The organism is Streptomyces sp. NPDC045846, assembly GCF_056431605.1.
This window is the reverse complement of sequence record NZ_JBWKKJ010000010.1, coordinates 180,136-199,631: the sequence shown is the minus strand read 5'-3', so window position 1 is coordinate 199,631 and position 19,496 is coordinate 180,136. Positions and strand designations below refer to the sequence as shown.

At 72.8% G+C, this 19,496-nt stretch carries 22 protein-coding genes; 12 read left to right on the top strand and 10 right to left on the bottom strand.

Annotation, left to right across the window (positions count from 1 at the left end; translation table 11 throughout):
- Window positions 1-70 precede the first annotated feature (70 nt).
- The 7 genes from AC07F3_RS27985 to AC07F3_RS27955 all read left to right on the top strand — a co-directional run bounded on the left by AC07F3_RS27985 (window position 71) and on the right by AC07F3_RS27955 (window position 6,567).
- A complete protein-coding gene (locus tag AC07F3_RS27985; RefSeq protein ID WP_479117193.1) occupies window positions 71-1,006 on the top strand; it encodes a hypothetical protein in 936 nt (311 codons plus the stop codon).
- A gap of 161 nt (window positions 1,007-1,167) precedes the next feature.
- Window positions 1,168-2,379 carry an ABC transporter substrate-binding protein gene (locus tag AC07F3_RS27980; protein ID WP_479117192.1) on the top strand — a complete coding sequence of 404 codons (1,212 nt, stop codon included), beginning with the start codon at window positions 1,168-1,170 and terminating at the stop codon, window positions 2,377-2,379.
- A 7-nt stretch (window positions 2,380-2,386) separates the two neighbouring features.
- Entirely contained in the window at window positions 2,387-3,280 is an 894-nt protein-coding gene (locus AC07F3_RS27975; RefSeq protein WP_479117191.1) for an ABC transporter permease, read from the top strand.
- On the top strand, window positions 3,268-4,110 hold the full coding sequence (locus AC07F3_RS27970) for an ABC transporter permease (protein WP_479117190.1): 843 nt from the start codon (window positions 3,268-3,270) through the stop codon (window positions 4,108-4,110). The genes AC07F3_RS27975 and AC07F3_RS27970 overlap by 13 nt, the downstream gene beginning before the upstream one ends.
- The gene (locus tag AC07F3_RS27965; RefSeq protein WP_479117189.1) at window positions 4,110-5,159 is read left to right on the top strand and encodes an ABC transporter ATP-binding protein; all 1,050 of its coding nucleotides are present in this window, start codon (window positions 4,110-4,112) and stop codon (window positions 5,157-5,159) included. Before AC07F3_RS27970 ends, AC07F3_RS27965 begins: the two co-directional genes overlap by 1 nt.
- Window positions 5,156-5,803: an HAD family hydrolase gene (locus tag AC07F3_RS27960; protein ID WP_479117188.1), complete on the top strand. Its 648-nt coding sequence runs from the start codon at window positions 5,156-5,158 to the stop codon at window positions 5,801-5,803. Before AC07F3_RS27965 ends, AC07F3_RS27960 begins: the two co-directional genes overlap by 4 nt.
- Window positions 5,804-5,814: 11 nt before the next feature.
- Window positions 5,815-6,567 carry a GntR family transcriptional regulator gene (locus tag AC07F3_RS27955; protein WP_479117187.1) on the top strand — a complete coding sequence of 251 codons (753 nt, stop codon included), beginning with the start codon at window positions 5,815-5,817 and terminating at the stop codon, window positions 6,565-6,567.
- Between the two features lie 67 nt (window positions 6,568-6,634).
- Here AC07F3_RS27955 and AC07F3_RS27950 read toward each other — a convergent pair whose 3' ends face one another.
- From AC07F3_RS27950 to AC07F3_RS27940, 3 genes are all read right to left on the bottom strand, one after another.
- A complete protein-coding gene (locus AC07F3_RS27950; RefSeq protein WP_479117186.1) occupies window positions 6,635-7,045 on the bottom strand; it encodes a guanyl-specific ribonuclease in 411 nt (136 codons plus the stop codon).
- A 130-nt stretch (window positions 7,046-7,175) separates the two neighbouring features.
- Window positions 7,176-8,102: an SDR family oxidoreductase gene (locus AC07F3_RS27945; protein ID WP_479117185.1), complete on the bottom strand. Its 927-nt coding sequence runs from the start codon at window positions 8,100-8,102 to the stop codon at window positions 7,176-7,178.
- A gap of 12 nt (window positions 8,103-8,114) precedes the next feature.
- Complete coding sequence (locus tag AC07F3_RS27940) at window positions 8,115-8,888, bottom strand: SDR family oxidoreductase (protein WP_479117184.1); 774 nt, start codon at window positions 8,886-8,888, stop codon at window positions 8,115-8,117.
- A 56-nt stretch (window positions 8,889-8,944) separates the two neighbouring features.
- On the opposite strand from AC07F3_RS27940, the gene AC07F3_RS27935 reads away from it, so the two are divergent.
- Genes AC07F3_RS27935 through AC07F3_RS27915 form a run of 5 tightly spaced genes read left to right on the top strand, consistent with a single transcriptional unit; the run spans window position 8,945 to window position 13,330 of the window.
- Window positions 8,945-9,724: an enoyl-CoA hydratase family protein gene (locus AC07F3_RS27935; protein WP_479117183.1), complete on the top strand. Its 780-nt coding sequence runs from the start codon at window positions 8,945-8,947 to the stop codon at window positions 9,722-9,724.
- Entirely contained in the window at window positions 9,721-10,563 is an 843-nt protein-coding gene (locus tag AC07F3_RS27930; RefSeq protein WP_479117182.1) for a CoA transferase subunit A, read from the top strand. Before AC07F3_RS27935 ends, AC07F3_RS27930 begins: the two co-directional genes overlap by 4 nt.
- Window positions 10,560-11,306, top strand: coding sequence for a CoA-transferase subunit beta (locus AC07F3_RS27925; protein ID WP_479117181.1), 747 nt, complete (start codon window positions 10,560-10,562; stop codon window positions 11,304-11,306). The genes AC07F3_RS27930 and AC07F3_RS27925 overlap by 4 nt, the downstream gene beginning before the upstream one ends.
- A gap of 11 nt (window positions 11,307-11,317) precedes the next feature.
- Complete coding sequence (locus AC07F3_RS27920) at window positions 11,318-12,367, top strand: NAD(P)H-dependent flavin oxidoreductase (RefSeq protein ID WP_479117375.1); 1,050 nt, start codon at window positions 11,318-11,320, stop codon at window positions 12,365-12,367.
- A gap of 30 nt (window positions 12,368-12,397) precedes the next feature.
- Window positions 12,398-13,330, top strand: a complete 933-nt coding sequence (locus tag AC07F3_RS27915) for a tyrosine-protein phosphatase (RefSeq protein WP_479117180.1) — start codon at window positions 12,398-12,400, stop codon at window positions 13,328-13,330.
- A gap of 34 nt (window positions 13,331-13,364) precedes the next feature.
- On the opposite strand, the gene AC07F3_RS27910 is transcribed toward AC07F3_RS27915, so the two are convergent.
- The 7 genes from AC07F3_RS27910 to AC07F3_RS27880 all read right to left on the bottom strand — a co-directional run bounded on the left by AC07F3_RS27910 (window position 13,365) and on the right by AC07F3_RS27880 (window position 19,466).
- Entirely contained in the window at window positions 13,365-13,856 is a 492-nt protein-coding gene (locus tag AC07F3_RS27910) for a hypothetical protein (RefSeq protein WP_479117179.1), read from the bottom strand.
- Window positions 13,857-13,860: 4 nt separating this feature from the next.
- Entirely contained in the window at window positions 13,861-14,274 is a 414-nt protein-coding gene (locus tag AC07F3_RS27905) for a hypothetical protein (RefSeq protein WP_479117178.1), read from the bottom strand.
- 358 nt (window positions 14,275-14,632) lie between these two features.
- On the bottom strand, window positions 14,633-16,282 hold the full coding sequence (locus AC07F3_RS27900) for a DEAD/DEAH box helicase (protein WP_479117177.1): 1,650 nt from the start codon (window positions 16,280-16,282) through the stop codon (window positions 14,633-14,635).
- 121 nt (window positions 16,283-16,403) lie between these two features.
- Window positions 16,404-16,607 carry a cold-shock protein gene (locus AC07F3_RS27895; protein ID WP_030362889.1) on the bottom strand — a complete coding sequence of 68 codons (204 nt, stop codon included), beginning with the start codon at window positions 16,605-16,607 and terminating at the stop codon, window positions 16,404-16,406.
- 247 nt (window positions 16,608-16,854) lie between these two features.
- On the bottom strand, window positions 16,855-18,012 hold the full coding sequence (locus AC07F3_RS27890) for an acetyl-CoA C-acetyltransferase (RefSeq protein WP_479117176.1): 1,158 nt from the start codon (window positions 18,010-18,012) through the stop codon (window positions 16,855-16,857).
- Between the two features lie 26 nt (window positions 18,013-18,038).
- A complete protein-coding gene (locus AC07F3_RS27885) occupies window positions 18,039-18,656 on the bottom strand; it encodes a TetR/AcrR family transcriptional regulator (protein ID WP_479117175.1) in 618 nt (205 codons plus the stop codon).
- Window positions 18,657-18,677: 21 nt separating this feature from the next.
- Window positions 18,678-19,466 carry an SDR family oxidoreductase gene (locus AC07F3_RS27880; RefSeq protein WP_479117174.1) on the bottom strand — a complete coding sequence of 263 codons (789 nt, stop codon included), beginning with the start codon at window positions 19,464-19,466 and terminating at the stop codon, window positions 18,678-18,680.
- Between the last annotated feature and the right edge of the window lie 30 nt (window positions 19,467-19,496).

Genomic DNA, 19,496 nt, shown 5'->3' with positions numbered 1-19,496 from the left:
CCAACTAAGGTTTGGTGTACGGGGTTTGTGAGGGGTGGGCTGCCCCGGGGGACGAGGGGCAGGGGTGCTTGTGGGTGGGCAGAGGGTGCGGCGGGTGCGGCGGATCGGCGAGTGGCTGACGGGGGCGCCCGCGCCCGAGACGAGGACGCTGTCCGACGCGCTCGGCCTCGCCGAGAACGCGCCGGATCTGCAGCGCCTGTGGCGGTGGCAGCCGCAGCAGCTCGACCGCATCGAGCAGCTGTACGCCGCCGCGCAGCGGGCCTTCGAGCGGCGCACCCGTGAGGACGTGTGCCGGACTCTGGAGCACGCGGTGCGGGGCGGGGTGCGCATGGCGGCGGTGGAGCACGCCGAGACGCGGGCCGCGGCCGCCGAGCGCCTGAAGGACGAGGCCGACGCGGCGGCCCGGCGGCTGGACGCGGACGCGGCGCTGGCCAGCAGCCGCGGGCTCAACACCGGTCTGGCCTTCGGCATGGTGCTCAGCCCCGTGGTGCTGGTCCTGGCCTTCGCGGTGGGCGAGGCGGTGCCCACGCTGTTCCACGGCACGCTCGCCTGTCCGGAGCAGCTGAGCCTGATGCACGCCCTGGTCTGTTTCGCGGGCGGGGCGCTGGGGGCGGTGTTCAGCGTGATCGTCCGGCTGCGCAACGCCTACCAGCTGATGCACCGGGCGCCGGGCCGCGCCGGGGTGCAGAGCATACCCGCCGATCCGCGCCAACTCGCCCAGGTCATGCGGCAGGAGGGCTGGTACCGGGTCGTGGTGGGCTGGTTCCTGGCGACCTCGCTGTTCCTGCTCATCAACGGCGGCGTCCTCACCATCTTCGCGCCGCCCGCCACCCCGGCGGGTCTGTGCGGCGCGGGCCCGCTGTCCCTCGCCGACCACGAGGCGCTGATCAAGGCGTTCTTCTTCTGGGGCACGATCGGCTTCCTCGCGGGCCTCAACGAGCGCTGGGCGTACGGGCTGCTGCGGCGCGGCGGCAGCGAGCGCCACCCGGACGACCCGGCCGCCTGAATCCACCCCGGCCCCGAGCCGCCGTCCGCCGCACCGGTCGGGCGGCGCCTCGCCCTGCCCTGCCCTGCCCCGGTGGCCGAAATCGAGTGACCGGATCCGCCCGCCAACCGCATCGCGCGCTTCGCCCGGCGTTCACCGACGGGACACCCGCCCCCTTCGTAATGGAGTTGTCTGTACAACAGTTGTCCGTACAACTTGGAGCTCCCGTGATCGCCCCCCGTATACGCACCGCAGGCCTCGCCGTGACCCTGGCCGCCTCCGCGTTCGCCCTCGCCGCCTGCGGCGCCAAGTCCGACGCCTCGACCAGCGCCGCCGACGCGGGCAAGGGCGGCAAGAGCCCCGCGGCCGCCACCTCCGCGAAGGACGCGGGCGGCATGGACGCGCTGATCGCCGCCGCGAAGAAGGAGGGCACGCTCAACGCGATCGCCATCCCGCGCGACTGGGCGAACTACGGGGCGCTCATCGACGGCTTCACCAAGAAGTACGGCATCAAGGTGGCCGTCGAGAACCCGGACGGCACCAGCGCCGACGAGATCAACGCGGTCAAGACCCGCAAGGGCCAGGACCGCGCCCCCGACGTCCTCGACCTCGGCGCCTCGTTCGCGCAGTCCGCGGGCGCGCAGGGCCTGACCGCCCCGTACGAGGTGGAGGGCTTCGACAAGATCCCCGCGGCCCAGAAGGACGCGCAGGGCCGCTGGTTCAACGACTACGGCGGCTACGTCTCCATCGGCTGCGACGCCAAGCGCGTCAAGGAGTGCCCGACCACCTTCGCCGATCTCCTCAAGCCGCAGTACAAGGGGCAGGTGGCCCTCAACGGCAACCCCACCAAGTCCGGTTCCGCCTTCGCCGGGGTCTACGCGGCCTCCCTCGCCAACGGCGGTTCGCTCGACAACATCCAGCCGGGCCTCGCCTTCTTCGCCAAGCTGAAGAAGGCGGGCAACTACAACCCGGTGGAGTCGACCCCGGCGACGGTGGAGAAGGACGAGACCCCGATCTCCATCGACTGGGACTACCTGAACGCGGGCTACGCGGACGAGTTCAGGACCAAGGGCCTGGACTGGAAGGTCGCCGTGCCCTCCGACGGCGTCTACGCGCAGTACTACTCGCAGGCCGTGAACAAGGACGCCCCGCACCCGGCGGCCGCCCGCCTGTGGCAGGAGTACCTGTACTCCACCGAGGGCCAGAACCTGTGGCTCAAGGGGTACGCCCGCCCGGCGCTGATGGCCGCCATGGACAAGGACGGCACGCTCGACAAGGCCGCCGCGGCCAAGCTCCCGCAGGTCTCCGGCACCCCCACCTTCCCCACCGAGGCGCAGAACACCCAGGCGAAGACGGTGCTCGCGGGCGGCTGGGCCAAGGCGATCTCGGGCTGATCACTCCATGACCCTCACCACCACCTCAACTCCGGTCGCCGTATCCGCGGTTGAGCGTCCCGAGCCGCGCCGGGGCCACAGGCGCCCCGGCGCCTGGCTCGCCGCGGTGCCCCTGCTCGCCTTCGTCGCGCTCGCCTTCGGGCTGCCCGCGCTGGCCATGCTGAACGGCGCGCTGTCCGTCGACGGCTCGTACGGGCTCGGCAACCTGAGCCAGTCCGTGCACGGCGCGTACTGGACCGCCCTGCTCGGCAGCGTGAAGCTCGCGGCCACCACCGCCGCCCTCGCCGCCGTGCTCGGGCTGCTGCTCGCGCAGGCCGTCGTCACCTCGCGCGGCACGGCGCTGCGCGAGGCCGTGCTCACCGCTTCGGGAGTGCTCGCCAACTTCGGCGGCGTCCCGCTCGCCTTCGCCTTCGTGGCGACCCTGGGCAACGCGGGCGTCCTCACCACCAGGCTCGGCCTGGCCGAGCGCGGCTGGAGCCTCTACAGCTTCTGGGGACTGGCCCTGACCTATCTGTACTTCCTCGTCCCGCTGATGGTGCTCACCGTGGCCCCGGCCCTGGACGGGCTGCGTCCGCAGTGGCGGGAGGCCGCCCTCAACAACGGGGCGGGCGCCTGGCAGTACTGGCGCCACGTCGGCATCCCGGTGCTGCTGCCCACCCTGCTCGGCGGCTTCGTCCTGCTGTTCGGCAGCGCGTTCGCCGCGTACGCCACGGCCGCTTCCATGGTGGGCAGTTCGGTGCCGCTGGTCACCATGCAGATCGCGGACGCGCTGTCCGGCAACGTGCTGGTCGGCCAGGAGAACGTGGCGCTCGCCCTCAGCCTCGACATGGTGATCGTCGCGCTCCTGGTGATGGCCGTGCACCTGCCGCTTCAGCGAAGGAGCGCCCGATGGCTCGCCTGACGCATCCCCTGCGCCCGTGGCGCGGCGCGGTCCTGCTGGTCGCGGGGGTCTACTTCCTGGTGCCGCTGCTCGCGTCGCTGGTGTTCACCGTGGACGTGCCCGGGCAGGGCCTCACCCTGTCCTCGTACACCCAGATCTTCACGGCCGACGGGTTCGGCGCCGCGCTGCTCCGGTCGGTCGGGCTCGCGCTCGCCACGGTCGCGCTCGCGCTGGTCCTGACGCTGCCGGCCGCGCTCGCGGTGCGGCTGTCCGGGTCGGGGCGGCTGCGGGCGGTGCTCGAAGTGGTGTGCACGCTGCCGCTGGTGGTGCCGCCGGTGGCCCTCGTCGCGGGTCTGGGCACGGTCCTCAAGTGGGGCCCGGACCATCTCGCCACGACCCCGCTGTACCAGACCTTCGTCGCGGTCCAGAACCCGTCGTTCCCGCTGGTCCTGGTCTTCGCGTACGTGGTGATGGCGCTGCCGTTCGCCTACCGCTCGCTGGACGCGGGGCTGCGGGCCGTCGATGTGCGCACCCTGGTGGAGGCGGCCCGCGATCTGGGGGCGTCCTGGCCGCGGGCGCTGGTCGCGGTCGTGCTGCCCAACCTGCGCACCGCGCTCCTGAACGCCTCGTTCCTCGCGCTCGCCCTGGTGCTCGGCGAGTTCACCGTGGCCTCGCTGCTCGGGTTCCAGCCGTTCGCGGTGTGGATCGTGCAGGCCTCCGGCGACAACGCCCAGCTGTCGGTGGCGGTCTCGCTGCTCAGCCTGCTGCTCACGTGGGGGCTGCTGCTCGTCCTCACCGGCCTCGCCCGCACCCGGGGCACCCGTACGACTCGTAAGAAGGAAGCCGTCTGATGACCACCGCTCCGCCGCGCACCGGCACCGCCCTGACGATCCGGGGGCTGCGCCGCAGCTTCGGGTCGGCCGTGGCCCTCGACGGGCTCGACCTGGAGGCCGCGCCGGGTGAACTGCTCGCGCTGCTCGGCCCGTCCGGCTGCGGGAAGACCACCGCCCTGCGGGTCCTCGCGGGATTCGAGCGCCCCGACGCGGGCGAGGTGCTGCTCGACGGCGAGGACATCGTGCCGGTGCCCGCCAACCGGCGCGACACCGGCATGGTCTTCCAGTCCTACAGCCTCTTCCCGCATCTGAGCGCGGCCGACAACGTGGCGTTCGGCATGAAAATGCGCAAGGTCCCGGCGCCTCAACGCCGCGCCCGCGCGGCCGAGTTGCTGGAGCTCGTCGGGCTGCCCGAGCACGGCGGCCGTTTCCCGCACCAGCTGTCCGGCGGCCAGCAGCAGCGCGTGGCGCTGGCCCGCGCGCTCGCCCTCCAGCCGCGCCTGCTGCTCCTGGACGAGCCGCTCTCGGCGCTGGACGCCAAGGTCCGCGTGCAGCTGCGCGAGGAGATCCGCCGCCTCCAGCTGGAGCTCGGCATCACGACCGCCTTCGTCACGCACGACCAGGAGGAGGCCCTGTCGATGGCCGACAAGGTCGCGGTGATGCGGGGCGGGCGGCTCGAACAGTGCGCCGCCCCGGCCGAGTTGTACGACCGTCCGGCGACCGCGTTCGTGGCGTCCTTCATCGGGACGATGAACCGCGTCCCCGGCAGGATCACCTCCGACGGCCTCGCCGAGGTGCTCGGCGTGCCGCTGCCGGTGGACGGCCCGGCGACGGGCTCGGTGTTCCTGCTGCGCCCGGAGGCCCTGGAGGTGACGGACGGCGGGCCCGACACGGTGACCGGCAGCTCCTTCCACGGCGCCAGCACCCGGCTGACCGTGCGCCTGGCGGACGGCACCGAGGTCAAGGCCGACCTTCCCTCGCACGCCGCCGGTTCCTTCGGCGCGGGCGCGCGCGTCACCGTACGGCCGCAGCCGCGTCCGGTGCTCGCGGCGGGGGAGGCGGCGTGAGCGGGCTGCGGGCGGTCCTGTTCGACATGGACGGCACCCTCGTCGACACCGAGGAGGCGTGGGTCGAGGTGGTGGAGCAGGTCGCGGCCCGGCACGGGCACGCGCTGGCGGGCGAGGAGCGCCGCTCGGTGTACGGGCGCTCGGTGGAGGACACCGCCGAGTTGCTGCACAGCGCGCTGGGCGCCTCGCGCGCGGAGCTGGCGGCCGAGCTGGGGGCGGACTTCACCGCGCGCCTCGCGGACGGCGCCGAGCCCCGGCCCGGCGCGCTCCAACTGCTGCGCGCGCTGCGGGAGTCGGGCACGCTGACGGCGCTGGTGTCGGCGTCGCCGAGGGCGATCGTGCGGCGGGTGGCGGCCTCGCTCGACGGGCACCGCTTCGACGCGGTGTACGGAGCCGAGGACACCGTGCGCACCAAGCCCGCCCCCGATCCCTATCTCGCGGCGGCCGCGGCGCTCGGCGCGGACCCGGCGCGCTGTGTCGCGGTCGAGGACACCGCGACGGGCGTCGCCTCGGCGGAGGCCGCGGGCTGCGCGGTGCTCGCGGTGCCGTCGGTGGAGCCGATAGCGCCCGCCGCGGGCCGCACGGTGCTGACTAGTCTGGAGGAGGCGGACCTCACCTTGCTCCGCTCACTGATCGGCAGTTGAGGGGGACCGGGGTGTCCAGCAAGTCGCCGCTCTACCGGAAAGTGGCCGGGGATCTGCGGACCGCGATAGCGGCGGGCGAGTACGGTTCGGGCGCGCGGCTGCCCGCCGAGGACGAGCTCGCCCGCCGCTACGGCGTGTCCCGGGGCACGGTCCGCCAGGCTCTGGCGTCGCTGCGCGCGGACGGTCTCGTGACGTCGCGGCGGGGGGCGCGCCGGGTGGTGCTCGGCGGGGCGGCCCGGTTGCAGAGCTTCGCGGAGCTGCGTTCCTTCGCGCGCTGGGCCCGTTCGCTCGGCGAGGAGCCGGGTGGGCGGACCGTGGCCGTCGAGCCCGCCGCGGCGACCGAGGAGGAGGCCCACCACCTCCAACTCCCGGCCGGTACAAGGGTGTTCCGGGTGCGTCGGGTGCGTACCCTGTCGGGCGCGCCGGTGATGGTGGAGCGTTCGACCTACCCGGAGCGGATCGGCGAGCTGGTGGCCGCGATGGCGGTGGACGAGGTGTCGCACTCGCACCAACTGGAGCTGCACGGCGTCCTGTTCACGGACGCGCAGCACACCATCGACGTGGTCCTCGCGGACGCCGACGACGCGGAACTGCTCGGCTGCCGGGCCGGGCACGCGCTGCTGCGCGAGCGGCGCCGCTCCACCGATCCGGCGGGGTCGCCCGTGGAGTGGTCCGAGGACCGCTATCTGCCGGGGACGGTGGCGTTCACGGTGCACAACTCGACGGCGGCGGGCGCTCTTGGCAGACGGCTCGGCGAGGAGTGACCGCGACGAGGCCCGCCCCACCCCCTCGCGGGGGTGGGGCGGGCCTCGTCGTGTCCCGGCTTCCGGTTCAGCAGCCGAAGTTGACCAGGCGGAACGTGGCGTAGTGGTCCGCGGTGTAGTAGTCCTCGTGGGTCCGCTTGCCGGTGATGATCCGGCGGGTGCCGCGCGTCGGCGCGCCCGGGGTGATCACGGTGTACTCGTGGTAGTAGCCGCTGGCCTGGCTGGGCAGCGCGTGCTCGCGGTTGTCGAAGACGATGCCGTCCCGGGGGTACGGGAAGGGGCCGCCCTGGTCGATGAGGGTGATGGTGTCGTGCGCCTGCGAGGGCAGCGCGGAGTAGCAGACGCTGCCGACCGACTTCAGCGAGACGGAGGCGGTGGCGGGCGCCGCCGAGGCGGCCCCGGCAACCGGGCCGGCGAGGAGGGCGGCGGCTACGGCGAAGGCGCCGCCCAGGGCTGCGATGCGTGGGGGGATTGTCATGTGCACCATGATGACGCGCGTAGAGCGGCGGCCGTCAACGCCAACACCGTTGATTTTTCTACCTGTTAACCGAGGCGGTCATCCGCGTAAGGAAGCCGTCACGGGAGGTTAAGTCACAGGCAACCTGAGGTCATCGACTCCCCGGCCGCGCCCCGTACACCGTCCCCGGAGCCTCGGCCCGGGCCAGGAGCTCCAGCGCCGCCTCACCCGCTTCGCGCGGGGTGCGGCGGGCCCCCTTGTCGCTGGTCGGGCCGGGCCGCCAGCCCTCCATGACGGTGATGCGGCCCGCCTCCGCCTCGAAGACCCGCCCGGTGACGCCCTCGCTCGCGGCCGAGCCGAGCCACACCACGAGGGGCGAGACGTTCTCCGGGGCCATCGCGTCGAAGGCTCCCGCGCGGTCCGGCGCCGCCATCGTGTCCGCGAAGGCCGCCTCGGTCATCCGGGTCCGGGCCGCGGGGGCGATCGCGTTGACCTGGACGCCGTAGGGCCCCAGTTCGGCCGCCGCGACCAGCGTCAGTCCCACGATCCCGGCCTTCGCGGCGCTGTAGTTCCCCTGCCCCACCGAGCCCAACAACCCTGCCCCCGAGCTGGTGTTGACCACCCGGGCCGCGACCGGGCGGCCCGCCTTCGCCTCGGCGCGCCAGTGCGCGGCCGCGTGCTTCAGCGGCAGGAAGTGGCCCTTCAGATGGACGCGCATGACCGCGTCCCAGTCGTCCTCGTCCAGGTTGACCAGCATCCGGTCGCGAAGGAACCCGGCGTTGTTGACCAGGGTGTGCAGCGCCCCGAACGACTCCAGGGCCGCGGTGACGAGCGAGGCGGCGCCGTCGGTCGTGGCGATGTCGCCGCCGTGCGCCACCGCCTCGCCCCCGGCCGCCCGGATCTCGTCCACCACCGCCTGCGCGGGGCCGCGAGAGCCGCCCGCCCCGTCGAGCCCGACCCCCAGGTCGTTGACGACGACCCGGGCTCCCTGCTCGGCGAACGCCAGCGCGTGCGCGCGGCCGAGCCCCCGTCCCGCGCCGGTCACGACCACGACCCGGCCCTCGCACAACCCGCTCATCTTCCGTCCTCTTCAGGTTTGTCGATCACGTGGGCCGCCCTGGGCGGCGTCCAGGAAGGCGGGGCGTTCGCCGCCGCCGTGCACGAGCAGGGAGGCGCCGCTGATGTAGGACGCGCCGGGCGAGGCGAGGAAGACCGCGGCCGCCCCCACCTCCTCGGGCTCGGCGAGCCGGCCGAGCGGCACCGTCGCGCCCACCCGGGCGGCGCCTTCCGCGTCGCCGTAGTGCAGCGCGCTGAGTTCGGTGCGGACCATCCCGAGGACCAGCGTGTTCACCCGGACCTCGGGCGCCCATTCGACGGCCATCGACCGCGCGAGCCCTTCCAGGCCCGCCTTCGCCGCGCCGTACGCGGCCGTCCCCGGCGAGGGCCGCACCCCGCTCACGCTGCCGATCATCACCACCGACCCGCGCGAGGCCCGCAGGTACGGCCGGGCCGCGAGCGAGGCCGTCAGGGGGGCGACGAGGTTCAACTCGACGACCCGCGCGTGGCGCTCCGCCTCGCCCTCGTCGAGCAGCCGGTAGGGGGTCCCGCCCGCGTTGTTGACCAGCACGTCCAGCCGCCCGTGGTCCGCGGCGACCGCGGCGAAGAAGCCGCGTACGGCCTCCGGGTCGCGCAGGTCGAGCGGCCGGAACTCGGCTTCGCGGCCGCCGCGCCGCACGGGTGCGTCGGGCGGTCTGCGCGCGCACACGACGACGTCCGCTCCCGCGCCGAGGAACGCCTTCGCGATCCCCGCGCCGACGCCCCGGGTGCCACCGGTGACGACGACCGCCTTCCCGGCCAGCTCCATCCGCTGCTACCTTCCTCACCTAACAAATGTTTGGTGGAAAGGTAGCTGATCCGCCCATGGGTGTCTCCACCGCAAGCCCCGAGAAGGGCATCCGCCTCGTCACGGTCGACTTCCCGCCCGTCAACGCCCTGCCCGTGCGCGGCTGGTACGAGCTGGCCGACGCGGTCCGCGCGGCCGGGCGCGACCCCGCCAACCGCTGCGTGGTGCTCGCCGCCGAGGGGCGGGGCTTCAACGCCGGGGTCGACATCAAGGAGATGCAGCGCGACCGCGGCCACGGCGCCCTCATCGGCGCGAACCGGGGCTGCTACGAGGCGTTCGCCGCCGTGTACGAGTGCGAGGTGCCGGTCGTGGCGGCCGTCGGCGGGTTCTGCCTCGGCGGCGGCATCGGCCTGGTGGGCAACGCGGACGCGATCGTGGCGAGCGACGACGCCGTCTTCGGCCTGCCCGAGCTGGACCGGGGCGCGCTCGGCGCCGCCACCCACCTCGCCCGCCTCGTCCCCCAGCACCTCATGCGGGCCCTGTACTACACCTCGCGTACGGCGACCGCACAGGAGCTGCACGCCCACGGCTCGGTGTGGAAGGTCGTCCCGCGCGCCGAACTGGCCGCAGCGGCACTGGAGTTGGCGCGCGAGATCGCCCGCAAGGACGGCACCCTCATCCGCCTCGCCAAGGCCGCCATCAACGGCATCGACCCGGTGGACGTGCGCCGCAGCTACCGCTTCGAGCAGGGCTTCACCTTCGAGGCCAACCTCAGCGGCGTCGCCGACCGCGTCCGCGACACGTTCGGGGCGGCCGCCCCATCCCGCGCCCCGGCCACCGAGGAGGCACAGCCGTGACGGACAAGACCATGACGCCCGAGGACGTCGTCGCGCGCCTGAGCAGCGGCATGACCCTCGGCATCGGCGGCTGGGGCTCGCGCCGCAAACCGATGGCGCTGGTGCGGGCCCTGCTCCGCTCCCCCGTCACCGACCTCACGGTGATCTCCTACGGCGGCCCCGACGTCGGCCTGCTCGCCGCCGCTGGCCGGATCCGCAGGCTGGTCGCGCCGTTCGCCACGCTCGACTCGATCCCCCTGGAGCCGCACTTCCGCGCGGCACGGCAGGAGGGCGCCATCGAGCTGACGGAGGTCGACGAGGCGATGTTCATGTGGGGGCTGCACGCGGCCGCCAACCGGCTGCCCTTCCTGCCGGTCCGCGCGGGGCTCGGCTCCGACGTGATGCGGGTCAACCCGGCTCTGCGCACGGTGACTTCCCCGTACGAGGACGGCGAGACCTTCGTCGCGATGCCCGCCCTGCGCATGGACGCGGCGCTCGTCCACCTGAACCGCGCCGACCGGTCCGGCAACGGCCAGTACCTGGGCCCCGACCCGTACTTCGACGACCTGTTCTGCGAGGCCGCCGACAGCGCGTACGTCTCCTGCGAGCGGATCGTGGACGGCTTCGGGGCCGCCGTGCCGCAGACCCTGCTGGTCAAGCGCTACGCGGTCACCGGCGTCGTGGAGACCCCGAACGGAGCCCACTTCACCTCCTGCGCCCCCGACTACGGCCGCGACGAGCCGTTCCAGAAGCTGTACGCGACCACGCCCTGGGCCGAGTTCGCCGACCGCTTCCTGTCCGGGCCGGACGAGAAGTCCTACCAGTCGGCCGTGCAGAGCTGGCACGAGGAGCGGCAGTGACGACGAGCACCGCGCGGGTGACCCGCGCCGAGTACTGCGTGATCGCCTGTGCCGAGGCCTGGCGCGACAACGGGGAGGTCCTGGCGAGCCCGATGGGCCTGATCCCCTCGGTGGGCGCCCGGCTCGCCCGGCGCACCTTCTCGCCCGACCTCCTGCTCACCGACGGCGAGGCCCTGCTCATCGGCCCCGCGGGCGAGCCCGAGGGCTGGCTGCCCTACCGGCAGCACCTCGCGCTGGCCACCGGCGGCCGGCGGCACGTCATGATGGGCGCGAGCCAGATCGACCGGTTCGGCAACCAGAACATCTCCTGCATCGGGGACTGGTCGAGGCCCGCCCGCCAGCTCCTCGGCGTGCGCGGCGCGCCCGTCAACACCCTGAACCACCAGGTGAGTTACTGGGTGCCCAAGCACTCGGCCCGGGTCTTCGTCCCGAAGGTCGACATGATCAGCGGGGTCGGCTACGACAGCGCCGCCGCGGCGGGCCCCTCGGCGACGCGCTACCACCGCATCCCGCGGGTCGTGAGCGACCTGGGCGTCTTCGACTTCGCGACGCCGGACCACTCGATGCGGCTGGTGTCGCTGCACCCCGGGGTCACGCTCGACGAGGTGCGCCGGGCGACGGCGTTCGAGCTGCGGGGAACCGACGAGGCGGCGTACACCCGGGAGCCCACGCCCGAGGAGCTGCGCCTCGTTCGCGAGGTCATCGACCCGGACGGACTGCGCGAGCGCGAGGTCCGGCCGTGACCGCTCCCCGCATCGCGACCGCCCTCACCGAACTCGTGGGCGTCCGGCACCCCGTCGTGCAGACCGGCATGGGCTGGGTGGCGGGCCCCCGCCTGGTCTCGGCCACCGCGCGGGCGGGCGGCCTCGGCATCCTGGCCTCCGCCACGATGACGACGGCCGAGCTGAGGCGGGCCGTGCGGGAGGTCGGCTCCCGCACAGGGGAGCCGTTCGGGGTCAACCTGCGGGCCGATGCCGCCGATGCCCGCGAGCGGGTGCGGATCATCATCGACGAGGGCGTACGGGTGGCGTCGTTCGCGCTGGCCCCCTCCCGTGAGCTCATCGCCGAGCTGAAGGACGCGGGCGTCGTGGTGATCCCCTCCATCGGGGCGCGCCGGCACGCCGAGAAGGTCGCGGCGTGGGGCGCGGACGCGGTCATCGTGCAGGGCGGCGAGGGCGGCGGGCACACCGGCGAGGTGGCGACCACCGTGCTGCTCCCCCAGGTCGTCGACGCGGTGGACATCCCGGTGATCGCGGCGGGCGGCTTCCACGACGGCCGCGGCCTGGTGGCGGCGCTCGCGTACGGCGCGGCGGGCGTGGCGATGGGCACCCGCTTCCTGCTCACCTCCGACTCGACGGTCCCGGCCGCGGTGAAGGCGCAGTACCTGGCAGCGACGGTCAAGGACGTCACCGTGACCACCGCCGTGGACGGCCTGCCGCACCGCATGCTGCGCACGGATCTCGTCGCGTCCCTCGAAGGGGCGGGCCGCGCACGCGCCCTGGCCCAGGCCCTCCGCCGCGCCTCCGCCTTCCGCAGGCTCTCCGGCCGGAGCTGGCCCGGACTGGTCCGGGACGGCCTGGCGCTGCGGCACGGCAAGGACCTGACGTGGAGTCAGACGCTGCTCGCCGCCAACACCCCGATGCTGCTGCGCGCGTCCATGGTCGAGGGCCGGACGGACCTCGGAGTCATGGCCTCCGGCCAGGTCGCCGGTCTGATCGAGGACCTTCCCAGCTGTGAGGAGCTCATCACCCGCGTGATGACGGAGGCCGCGCAGGTGCTGGCCGCACTGCCGAAAGCCGAGTGAACACCCCACCCCTGCAAGGGAGTTGATCGCGTGAGCCGCTCCATCCGCAAGGTGACACGTGCACGGCTGACGACCGCCGCGGTGACCGCGGCCCTGGCCGTGGGCATGGTGAGCGCCGCCGCGTCGGCGGCGACCCCGGCGCCCCCGGGTGCCGCACAGGTGCAAGCCGACGCACCCATCCACCAGGTCGTGCTCCAGGGCGCGGTGAACGTGCGCGACCTGGGCGGCTACCGCACCTACGACGGCGCACGGGTCCGGTACGGCCTCGCCTACCGCGCCGACGCGCTGAACCGGGCGACCGACGCGGACGTCGCGACCCTCGCGGGCCTCGGCCTGCGCGAGGTGGTCGACTTCCGGCTGCCCCTGGAGCTCCAGTACGACGGCCCCGACCACCTACCCGCCGGGCTCGCCCCGCTCTACCGCCCCGTCCCCGACAGCGGCCTGTACGCGCAGACGCTGGCGGCGATCGGATCCAGGGACCCGGCGAAGCAGGACGAGATGCTGGGCCACGGCAAGGCGGAGGCCCTCATGCGGACCGTGTACCGGGCCTTCGTCACCGACCCGTCGGCCCGCGCCGCCTTCGGCGCGACCCTCAAGGACCTGGCCGCAGGCCGCGGCCCCCTCCTGTTCCACTGCACCTCGGGCAAGGACCGCACGGGCTGGGAGAGTTACGTGCTCCTGCGCGCCCTGGGCGTACCGGCGGCGACGGCGACCCAGGACTACCTGGCATCCAACACCTTCCGGGCAGCGTCCGACGCGGCCCTGCGAGCGGCCCTGAAACAGTCGGGCACGATGCGGAACCCGGACCTCCTGATCCCCCTCCAGGAGGTGCGCCCGGACTACCTGAACACGGCCCTGACCCAACTGACCGCGCAGTACGGCGACTTCTACACCTACCTGACCCAGGGCCTGGGCCTGACCCTCCCCGACCTGGCCGGGCTACGGGAGAGACTGGTGGGCTGAGCGGGGGCCGGGGGCCGCCGGGGAGCCGGGCGCGCTACTTTCCCTTGGTGAGATCGAGCCGGAAGTCCGGGCACGTGTCCGGGTCGGAGTTCTCGTACAGGACGGTCCGGGTCGCGTCCGTGGCGACCGAGAGCCGGTCGACGGTGTCGCCCGGCATCCAGTCATGCGGCTGGGTGAAGTGGAGAAGGATCAGCGGGTGACCCTGGGGCCCCGAGCGGCTCTGCACCTCCCAGGTCCCCGACCCGCTGAAGGACTTGCCCAGCTCCGCACGGTAGTAGGTGCCGGTCGGCCAGTTCTCCGCCGTGAGGCCGCCTCCGTTGCGACCGGGAGCGAACGAGAGCGTGAGGCCGACGCCTTCCGCGTCGTATCTCCCCCGGTACGTCCCGGCGACCTCACTGCCGACCACGGCCGTGGCCTGGGCCGGAATACAGCGGTCGAGCGCTCCGGAACTCCCGCATCCCGTGGGCCCGAGCAGAATCGCGGCGAGGACGACGGCCATGGCGCACGCGCGCGGGCGACGGATCATGGGGCTACTTCCCTCCGGCGGGAATGCGTTCGGTCCAGGTGATCTCCTGGCGAACGGTGGAGAGGACGCCCTCGTCCCGGTTCGTGCTCTTGAGCCAGTCGTAGTAGCCGATGAAGTGCAGGAACGATTCATTACTGGTGGCGTTCTTCAACTTGTACTGCACGACCAGGGAACCGTCGGGGTCCTGCCCCCGCACGTCGTAATCCAACGAGTAGGAGCCGACGAACGCCTCTCCGAGATGCTTCGGATCGTCGGTCACGATGGCCGGGATGTCCGTCGTGATCAGCTTCTTCAGAGCCCCGACCTTGCCTCCCTCGGAAATCGAGTATTCGAGCGCCGCGGCGGGCTCGGTGAAGGCGGTATGGATCTCGTCCGCGCTGCCCGCGGCCTTGTTGAGGATCGACGGCTCGATCTTCAAGCGCTCGCCGTCCTGATGCGGACCGGCCTGGGGGGACGGCTTCAGGAAGGGGGAAGGCTGAACCAGGTTCGGCTGAAGGGGCCGTACGGTGAGTGGATCGGCGTAGCTGTCGGCGGGAGGGGCCTTCGTCAGCCGTGCGGTCTCCCGAAACGACGTACGTGCGCTGGCACCCTAACCCGGGGCCTGGAGCCCGCAAAACGCCTTGACCAGCCACGATGCCGAAGCGGCGAGCCCCAGGGCGATGCTTGCGCCTTGACGAACGGCGGCCCGGCCTGAAGGAAGCTCGCGCGAACTTCCTTCAGGCACAGCCGAGTTCGGAACCAGGCCCCGCCGCAGGGGGCCGCTCGCGCCGGGAGGGTCAGCTCCCGGTTCGGCCTCGGCCTCCGGCGCCCTGGGCTCGGCCGCGGCCGCCCTGGGTACGGGACGGGGCGCCCTGGGTGCGCGGGGTCGCGGACTGGGGCGTGCCCTGGGTGCGGGCTCCCTGGGTGCGGGAGGACGAACCCTGCGCGCGGGAGCCCTGGGAGCGGGTCGTCGAGGTCGAGCCCTGGGCGCGGGTCCCCTGGCCGCCTCGGCGGCCGCGGCTGCGGCCCGAGGCGGGGCGCTTGGGTTCCGGCTGGGCCGGGATCTCGATGACCACCGGCACGCCGGACGGCTCCCGCGCGCCCGTGACCCGTACGAGCTCCTCGGAGCTCGACTTGATCTCGGCGGTGCGCGGCCGGATGCCCGCGAACGACATGAGCTTGGTCATCTCGCGCTTCTCGTCGGGCAGGACGAGCGTGACGACGCTGCCCGACTCGCCCGCGCGCGCGGTGCGGCCGCCGCGGTGGAGGTAGTCCTTGTGGTCCGTCGGCGGGTCGACGTTCACCACGAGGTCCAGGTCGTCCACGTGGATGCCGCGCGCCGCGACGTTCGTCGCGATGAGCGCCGTGACCTGGCCGTTCTTGAACTGGTCGAGCGTGCGGTTGCGCTGCGGCTGGGAGCGTCCGCCGTGCAGTCCGGCCGCCCGGACGCCGCTCGCGAGCAGCCGCTTGACCAGCCGGTCCACGGAGCGCTTGGTGTCCAGGAACATGATCACGCGGCCGTCGCGGGCCGCGATACGGGTGGTGACGGCCTTCTTGTCGGTCTCATCGAGCACGTACAGGACGTGGTGCTCCATCGTGGTGACCGCGCCGGCCGACGGGTCGACGGAGTGCACGACCGGGTCGGTGAGGAACATCCGGACCAGGCGGTCGATGTTGGCGTCCAGGGTCGCCGAGAACAGCATCCGCTGGCCGTCCGGCTCGACCTGCTTGAGCAGCGCGGTGACCTGCGGCATGAAGCCCATGTCGGCCATCTGGTCGGCCTCGTCGAGGACGGTGATGGCCACGTTCTCCAGCGAGCAGTCACCCCGCTCTATGAGGTCCTTGAGCCGGCCCGGGGTGGCGACCATGACCTCGGCGCCGCGGCGCAGCGCGCCCGCCTGCTTGGTGATGGAGAGGCCGCCGACGACGGTGGTGAGGCGCAGGTTCACGGCCGTGGCGTACGGCGTGAGCGCGTCGGTGACCTGCTGGGCGAGCTCACGCGTCGGTACGAGGACCATGGCGAGCGGCGCCTTGGGCTCGGCGCGCCGGCCCGCGGTGCGGGCGAGCAGGGCGAGGCCGAAGGCGAGGGTCTTGCCGGAGCCGGTGCGGCCGCGGCCGAGGATGTCGCGGCCTGCGAGCGAGTTCGGCAGGGTGGCGCCCTGGATCGGGAACGGCTCGGTCACGCCCTGCGCGTCGAGCGTCTTGAGCAGCGCCGCGGGCATGTCCAGGTCGGCGAACGCCTCGACGGCCGGCAGCGCGGGGGTGAGGGTCTCCGGCAGTGTGAATTCGCCCTGCGGCGCCATCGTCCTGCCCTTGACGGACTTCGTGGACTTGGCGGCGGGCCGGCCGGTGCCCCTGCGGGCGCCGGAACTGGAACCGGAACCGGAACGGGAGCCGGTACCGGCACCGGAAGCGGCACCGGAGCGCTTGCTGGTCATGCGCGTCATACGAATTTGCCTTCCTGGGACAAGACAGCACAAGCCGGGACCCGCACCTGAGGGTGCGGGCCCCGGCTGCGAAATTCGCGAGCCGCGGCGTGCGCGGCTGCAAAATACGCCTCGTCGGCGATTAGGCGGGAACGATGTTCTCCGCCTGCAGGCCCTTCTGGCCCTGGGTGACCTCGAAGGAGACCTTCTGGCCCTCGAGGAGCTCACGGAAGCCGGAGGAGGCGATGTTGGAGTAGTGGGCGAAGACGTCGGGGCCGCCGCCGTCCTGCTCGATGAAGCCGAAGCCCTTTTCCGAGTTGAACCACTTCACGGTGCCAGTAGCCATGTCATTTCTCCTAAGACAGGGGCAGTTCCGGAAATCCGCGGATTTACGGATTCCTCGTCGCCGCATTGAGCCCATCCGGAGAAACCCCGGAAACAAATAATGCGCCTGAGGATCATTCCCGTCAGGCGCACATAAAGTATATGGGTACCAAAACTGCAACAGCCACCACGATAGCATGCCGCCGTGCGGGGCGTCCCTGTGGCCCGTGTTACAGCCGTCCGCTCCCGTCGCGCCCCGCCACCGGCCCCTACAGCCGCTCGATGATCGTCACGTTGGCCTGGCCGCCCCCCTCGCACATGGTCTGGAGGCCGTAGCGGCCGCCGGTGCGCTCCAGCTCGTGCAGCAGCGTGGTCATCAGCTTCACGCCGGTCGCGCCGAGCGGGTGGCCGAGCGCGATCGCGCCGCCGTTGACGTTGACGCGGGCCGGGTCGGCGCCGGTCTCCTTCAGCCAGGCGAGCACCACCGGCGCGAAGGCCTCGTTGATCTCGACCAGGTCGATGTCGTCGATCCTCATGCCGGTCTTCTTCAGCGCGTACGCGGTGGCCGGGATGGGCGCGGACAGCATGCGGACGGGGTCCTCGCCCCGTACCGAGAGGTGGTGGACGCGGGCGCGCGGGGTCAGTCCGTGCTCGGCGACGGCGCGCTCGGAGGCGATGAGGAGGGCGGCCGCGCCGTCGGAGACCTGGGAGGAGCAGGCCGCGGTGATCGTGCCGCCGTCCATGACGGGCCGCAGGGCCGCCATCTTGTCCAGGGTGGTGTCCCGGCGCGGGCCCTCGTCCGCCGTGACGGCGCCGTACGCCACGGTCTCCCGCCGGAAGCGGCCCTCGTCGAGGGCGCGGATCGCGCGCCGGTGGGAGCCGAGCGCGAACTCCTCCATGGCACGGCGCGAGATCCCCCACTTCTCGGCGATCAGCTGCGCGCCGTGGAACTGGTTGACCGGCGCGTCCCCGTAGCGGGCCCGCCAGCCCTCGCTGCCGAGGAAGGGGCCGTCGGTGAGGCCGAGCGGTTCGGCGGCCTGCCGGGAGGCGAAGGCGATCGGGATCATCGACATGTTCTGCACCCCGCCCGCCACCACCAGGTCCTGGGTGCCGGACAGCACGCCCTGCGCGGCGAAGTGCACGGCCTGCTGGGAGGAGCCGCACTGGCGGTCGACGGTGACGCCGGGGACCTCTTCCGGCAGGCCCGCCGCGAGCCAGGACGTCCGGGCGATGTCGCCGGCCTGCGGGCCCACGGTGTCCAGGCAGCCGAAGACCACGTCCTCGACGGCGGCCGGGTCGATGCCGGCGCGCTCGACGAGCGCCTTCAGGACATGGGCGCCGAGATCCGCGGGGTGGACCCCCGAGAGCCCTCCCCCGCGTCGGCCCACCGGGGTGCGTACCGCTTCGACGATGTAGGCCTCGGCCATGTCAACTCCCGTGTCACTTATGTGAGTTACGCGCGTACGGCGATGCCGTCCAGGACCATCGAGAGGTACTGGCGGGCGATCTCCTCCGGGCTGTGCCGACCGCCGGGCCGGTACCAGGACGCGGCCACCCACACCGTGTCGCGCACGAAGCGGTAGGTGAGGCGGATGTCCAGGTCGGCCCGGAAGGCCTGCGAGGCGACCCCGCGCTCCAGCGTCCCCAGCCACGCCTTCTCGAACTTCTGCTGCGAGTCGCTCAGGTAGTGGAAGCGGGGCAGCGCGGCCAGGTGCTTGGACTCCTTCTGGTAGATCGCGACGGCGGCGCGGTGCCGGTCGATCTCCCGGAAGGACTCGGTGACGAGGGCCTCGATGGTCTCCCGGGGTCCGAGCCCGGCGGCGAGCACCGCGTCGTACCCCTCCCACAGCTCGGTCAGGAAGGTCGAGAGGATCTCGTCGAGCATCGACTCCTTGGAGTCGAAGTGGTAGTAGAGGCTGCCCGCGAGCAGGCCCGCCTCGTCGGCGATCTTCCGGACGGTGGTGGCGTTGTAGCCCTGGGCGGCGAACACCTCGGCGGCCGTGGCCAGGAGTTCGCGCCGCCGCTCGGGCGAGGCGGTCACCTGCGTCTTCTTCTTGTTGTTCGTCGGCACCCGTCCATTGTGCTGCCCCGGCTAGGCGTGCTGACTGCTGACGGAGACGACCTCGCCGGTCAGGTACGAGGAGTAGCCGCTGGCCAGGAACACGATGACGTTGGCGACCTCCCAGGGCTCGGCGTAGCGGCCGAACGCCTCGCGGGCGGTGAGCTCTTCGAGCAGTTCCGCGGAGGTGACCTTCACCAGATGGGGGTGCATGGCGAGGCTGGGGGCGACGGCGTTGACGCGGACGCCGAACTCCGCGGCCTCGATCGCCGCGCACCGGGTGAGCGCCATGACGCCCGCCTTGGCGGCGGCGTAGTGGGCCTGGCCGGCCTGGGCGCGCCAGCCGACGACGGACGCGTTGTTGACGATCACGCCGGTGCGGCCGGACTCCTTGAAGGCGCGCAGGGCCGCCCGCGTGCAGCGGAAGGTGCCGTTCAGGGTGACATCGAGGACCTTGGACCACGCGTCGTCGGCCATGTCGACCAGGGCGCAAGTGCCGCCAAGACCCGCGTTGTTGACGACGATGTCGAGCCCGCCGTGTTCGCGGGCGGCCAGCGCGAAGAGGGCGGCGACCTGCTGTTCGTCGGTCACGTCGCAGGGCAGCGAGGCGATCCTGGGCGCGCCGAACTCGGCGGCCAGCGCCTGCTCGGTCTCCTTGAGGCGCCGGGCGTGGGCGTCTCCGATGACGACGCGGGCGCCCTCTTCGAGGAGCCTGCGGGCGGTGGCGCCGCCGATCCCGGCGCCGGCCGCCGCGGTGACGACGGCGGTGCGGCCGTCGAGCAGGCCGTGGCCCGGCACGTACTGAGCCTTGTTGTCCGTCACGGCGCCACGTTAACCTACCAAACACTTGTT